Below are 4,591 nucleotides of genomic sequence, written 5' to 3' on the forward strand. Positions count from 1 at the left end.
TAAATCCATGAAGACGGCTTACGCTACCATCAAAGGTATTGAGGTGATGCGTGCACTACGCAAAGGCCAGGCCTCAGCATTTTATTATGGTGATCCCCTGGGCGAAATGCGCCTGGTAAGCAGAGTTTTTGAAATGTAAGGCCTTTGAATAAGACAAAAGGCTGCCTCATCGCTAACTTTGCAACAGTGCCGGCAAGGCCACTGGATGAAACCGCTGCTGGCCGGGCAGCCCTGCAGCAGTCCGGTCTGGCACAGGGAAATTCACCGGGAAAATTCATTTCTCCGGGGAAAAAGTACCCTCAGCCGCATGTGGCGCTGCCGGCATTTGATAAAAACGGGAAAGCCGCCGGTATCTGGCTCAGCCCGCTGACCGATCGGGACGGACGGCTGGAGGCTATAGGCGGAGAGGGAAGGATTATGGGCAATGAAGACGCGCGGTTCGTGGCGCTGCAGAACAGCCGCAATGGTGAAAGCCTGCTGGCCGGGAATATGGGAGAGGGGGTCAGAATGGCCCGCGACAATCCCGATACCGGGGTGGTGGTGCGGCTGGCCGGTGATGACCGTCCCTGGAACCCCGGGGCCATTACCGGCGGACGGATATGGGCTGAACCGGCGCCGGTGGCTCCGGTACCGCAGACCGGGGCTGACATTATCCTCCCGCCAGAGGTTCTGGCGCAGCGGGCGGCAGAAGAACAGCAGCGCCGGGAAATGGAAAAACAGGCGGAACAGACTGCCCGGGAAGTGGCCGGGGAGGCGCGTAAAGCCGGCGAGCCGGCGGACCGGGTGAAAGAGGTTATCGGGGACGTCATTCGCGGACTGGAGCGTGACCGGCCGGGTACGGAGAAAACGACGCTACCGGATGATCCTCAGTTCCGGCGCCAGGAGGAGGCGATTCAGCAGGTGGCCTCAGAACGTCTGCAGCGTGAGCGTCTGCAGGCTGTGGAGCGTGACATGGTTCGTGACCTTAACCGCGAGAAAACCCTCGGGGGCGACTGACGCGCCTGCGGCTTGTCTGCTCCGGCAGCCTCCCCGATTAAAATCGGGCAGTCTGCCGGAGCGCTAAAAGGAAAAAAAACATGAGAGCACAACACACATTTCCAGGCGCGACAGACAGCTGGCTTCAGCGCCTGCTGACCTGGACACCGGGACAAACGGATATGATTAAAACGGTCGCACTGGTACTGATGGTGACTGACCACACCGGCTTACTGCTGGCCGGAAACAATGAAGTGATGCGCCTGCTGGGACGTGGTTGTTTTCCGCTGTTCGGTCTGGCATGGGGAATGAATCTGGCACGGCACGCGGAAATACGCCAGTCTCAACTGAACAACCTGTGGGGCTGGGCGCTGGTCGCCCAGGTGGCGTTTATGCTCATCGGGTACCCGTGGTATACCGGGAATATTCTGTTTGCCTTTGCCGTTACGGGCCAGGTCCTGCGGTGGGTCAGCCAGCCGTCCTGGTATTACACCCTCCTGGCGGCTGGACTGCTGGTCACCTGGATACCCCTGTCAACCGGCAGCTACGGCATGGCAGGAGTGGGCATGCTCACCGCCAGCTGGCTGCTTTGTCGCGCACAGCATGCACCGGAACGGCTGGGATACGGGGTGTTGTGGGCCCTCATGGTGTTGCTGATGAATATGCATGACGTGAGTGAATCAGTGGCCGGGCTGGCGATTGCGCTGCTGACGCTGATGGTGTGCTCATCTGCCGGAGAACGTGTGAAACGCTTCTGGCCGCGGCAGTTCTTCGTGATGTTCTATGCCGTGCACCTGGCGGTACTGGGTATTGTCGTCTCAATGTGAACGCAGGAGCAGGAAAGGGCGATGTCGTTCAGGTATAGTAGCTTTTATTAACTGAACGATAGGCAATTGTTATGGCAGAAGAAAAACGCCCTGTACTGAGCCTGAAACGAAAACCGGCGGAGAACAGCACGGCCCCCGCAGAGGCAACCCCTGCTCCTGGTGTGGTGCGCCGAAAGAAGGTCGTGGTGGTCTCGTCCCCGCCGGCCTGGAAGGCAAAGAAAGCGAAACTTGAGAAGGCTAAACAAGCGGCCGAAGCCGACGCGCGCAACGCTGCGCCGGCGCCGGATAAAGCGGTAAAGACGCCACCTCCGGTGCGTTATCTTCGCCTGCTGCCGCCGGAACAGGCCATCATGACCCTGAAGGCATTCTGGCCACAGCTGTTCGACGGAAACTCACCCCGTCTGCTGGCGACGGGAATGCGCGAGCAGCTGTTTGCCGACATTGTGAACCGCGACCTGCCGCTGTCGCATAAACAGGTCATTAAGTGCCTGAAGAGTCTGACCCGGTCTGCGGGCTATCTGTCCCGGATGAAGGTGGGGGCCTCCCGCTATGATCTGCAGGGGAATGCCGTTGCGACCGTCACTGCAGAGGAAGCGCAGTACGCCAGTGAGCGCATGATGAAAGAACTCCTGCGAACTGAGCGTATGCGGAGCCAGTCTGCTGAGTAAATACAATCGAGGTGAGGATATGGATTTTGAAGCGCGGAAACAAAAGGCGCTGGCGATAATGGCCAGCCGTAAGATGTGGAAAAGCAATTATGCACCGCCTCTGATACGACTGATGTGGCGGCTGGGGATAAACATTCCCCCGCCGCCGTTTGCTCCGTTCTGGCAGGTTTTTTGCGTGATGACAAGCTCTTTCTCCGTCGGATATGGGCTGTGGATGTACTGGATGGTGTGGCGGACCTAGGGGATGCCCCCCTTGTTCGCTTGCAAAATAAATTTTATCTCGGGTGTGTTATTTGGCCTGACGATGGCACTGTTTCATCTGTGGCGACGAAAGGTGAATAAATTACCTGACTGGAAAGATTTATAACGGAATAAATATAGGCTGTCAGGTGTGGGATATTCCCGATCTGACAGAACCCACATCCTCTTAAATAACATTAACCCTGTATGGTGCGGTTATTATATGTGACTGCGTCAGTAGTGGTATTACTCCTGCCCGGAAAGGTCTTTTGTGTTTCTTATTGTCTCATAGTCAGAAAAGCATATTCAAACGAAAGAGAGGTAAAAGGGTGAAAGGCTTTGTGGCTGAGGCGTGTGTGTTGACCGGGTATGGCAGACGAGAAGAGTGACAAGCCGTTCGGTACAGTGAATGGCCGCTTCGGGACTGCCTCGTCACGGTGGTATGTGACGCTTATAAGTGCTCAGTTTTCAATTTAAACCATCCACTTTCAGCATTTAACTGATTTCAATATTTTCATTACATCACGACGTGCGATTTATGAAATGCACGGGCTTTAATATCGTGCGTTAATCATCAAATAAAAAGGAATATTACTATGTTTAAATATTTTATTCTGCGCACACAGCAGCAGCTGTTCTGTTATTTCTGCGGCATCGTGCTTGCGATGGTTCTTATGCTCCTGTTCCCTTCTGTTTTCCGGGGGAGTGGGTTTTATCTGCTTTTATCGTCTGTTGTGCTGTTCTGGGCAGGTCTTGTCCTTTATACCCGTCACATCGACCGGATGAGAAAGCCAATCAGAAGAGGGACAGAAAGATGAGGAAGACGACAGGAAAACGCATCGGGAAAGAAAGGAACATCAGGGAATAAAATACATGGCAAAGATATTAATGATGGCAGGCAGCATTATTGTTGTGCTGAGTCTGCTGGGGTTTCTGGTGCTGCTTCTGAAAGGACGCGCAGTAACGCAGACTTCCCCGGTTCTGATGTCACTGAAAGCCCTGGGTATTCGCCCCTCAGAGGCTGAGCAACGGTTGTGTCGCCAGCGGGTCTGGGTGGGTAATGACACACTGTTGACGCCACGGGAACAACATTTTTTCAGGGCATTACTGAGGCATACCAGCCGAAAGCGCTGGCTGTTGTGTCCTCAGGTCCGGGTGGCAGATATTGCCACACTCTCTCCCCATATCAGGCCACGTTCCCGGACCTGGTGGCAACTCTTCCGGATGGCATCACAGTGGCACTGCGATGTGGTCATCGTTGACATCCATACCTTCGCTATCATCGGCGCAGTTGAACTGGAAGATGCCTCACACCTGAAAAAACACCGTATCCGGCGCGATATTCTGCTGGAAGAGGTTCTGAGGCAGGCCGGTATTCCACTACTACGCGATCGGGATTCAGAGAGGCTGGTAAGAAGGGTCGGAGAGTTTCTGAAATACCGGGAAGCCGGTGCTGAAGAAAAATCCATAACCGTTATGAAATCAACGACAAAGCATAGCGAACACAAGGAGAAAGAAAAATGATTATCGCCGCCGAAGTGAAACGTGATGAACAGGGGTACTGGACACATCCTGCGCTGGTACGAAGTGGCTGTGAAACTTCCGCAGAATTAAGTTACTGGCTCAGAACCCATAAACTCCAGTGCTTTGTGATGACAATGCGCGATGAAGCGCCTGAAGCTTTCGCTGCCGGATTTACGGATGAAGCCCCGGATGCCCGTGGCTGGATACCGGAGCCACCGGATGATGATGGCTGGTTTCTGGGATCTGTCCACGATACCGGCGACGGACCCGTCTGCTACAGGTTTCGTCATACCACAAAATCCTGACGCCTCCGCATCGCGTCGTTGTCCAACCCCGGGAACGGGGAAAAGCCAGTTT

The 4,591-nt window shown here is 54.8% G+C and carries 4 protein-coding genes and 4 pseudogenes; all 8 read left to right on the forward strand.

What is annotated here, in order from left to right; genetic code table 11:
• Window positions 1–139, forward strand: a pseudogene (locus KHQ28_RS02725) (IS6 family transposase); the annotation flags it as partial.
• A 53-nt stretch (window positions 140–192) separates the two neighbouring features.
• Window positions 193–996 (forward strand): annotated as a pseudogene (locus tag KHQ28_RS02730) (conjugative transfer relaxase/helicase TraI domain-containing protein); the annotation flags it as partial.
• 80 nt (window positions 997–1,076) lie between these two features.
• On the forward strand, window positions 1,077–1,802 hold the full coding sequence (gene traX, locus KHQ28_RS02735) for a type-F conjugative transfer system pilin acetylase TraX (RefSeq protein ID WP_016831060.1): 726 nt from the start codon (window positions 1,077–1,079) through the stop codon (window positions 1,800–1,802).
• A 71-nt stretch (window positions 1,803–1,873) separates the two neighbouring features.
• Window positions 1,874–2,470 carry a fertility inhibition protein FinO gene (locus tag KHQ28_RS02740; RefSeq protein ID WP_016831061.1) on the forward strand — a complete coding sequence of 199 codons (597 nt, stop codon included), beginning with the start codon at window positions 1,874–1,876 and terminating at the stop codon, window positions 2,468–2,470.
• Between the two features lie 19 nt (window positions 2,471–2,489).
• Window positions 2,490–2,837, forward strand: a pseudogene (locus KHQ28_RS02745) (DUF6404 family protein).
• A 469-nt stretch (window positions 2,838–3,306) separates the two neighbouring features.
• Window positions 3,307–3,504: pseudogene (locus KHQ28_RS02750) on the forward strand (hypothetical protein); the annotation flags it as partial.
• 79 nt (window positions 3,505–3,583) lie between these two features.
• Window positions 3,584–4,234 carry a DUF2726 domain-containing protein gene (locus KHQ28_RS02755; protein WP_029498344.1) on the forward strand — a complete coding sequence of 217 codons (651 nt, stop codon included), beginning with the start codon at window positions 3,584–3,586 and terminating at the stop codon, window positions 4,232–4,234.
• Window positions 4,231–4,539, forward strand: a complete 309-nt coding sequence (locus KHQ28_RS02760; RefSeq protein ID WP_016831065.1) for a hypothetical protein — start codon at window positions 4,231–4,233, stop codon at window positions 4,537–4,539. The genes KHQ28_RS02755 and KHQ28_RS02760 overlap by 4 nt, the downstream gene beginning before the upstream one ends.
• Window positions 4,540–4,591: the final 52 nt, after the last annotated feature.

It is taken from the genome of Klebsiella sp. 28, from assembly GCF_018223905.1.
Taxonomy (GTDB): domain Bacteria; phylum Pseudomonadota; class Gammaproteobacteria; order Enterobacterales; family Enterobacteriaceae; genus Klebsiella; species Klebsiella pneumoniae.

What these genes read in the sequence shown, in the direction of transcription:
- KHQ28_RS02755 (WP_029498344.1), top strand. Translation starts at nt 3,584, where the DNA reads ATGGCAAAGATATTAATGATGGCAGGCAGCATTATTGTTGTGCTGAGT.
- traX (WP_016831060.1), top strand. Translation starts at nt 1,077, where the DNA reads ATGAGAGCACAACACACATTTCCAGGCGCGACAGACAGCTGGCTTCAG.
- KHQ28_RS02760 (WP_016831065.1), top strand. Translation starts at nt 4,231, where the DNA reads ATGATTATCGCCGCCGAAGTGAAACGTGATGAACAGGGGTACTGGACA.
- KHQ28_RS02740 (WP_016831061.1), top strand. Translation starts at nt 1,874, where the DNA reads ATGGCAGAAGAAAAACGCCCTGTACTGAGCCTGAAACGAAAACCGGCG.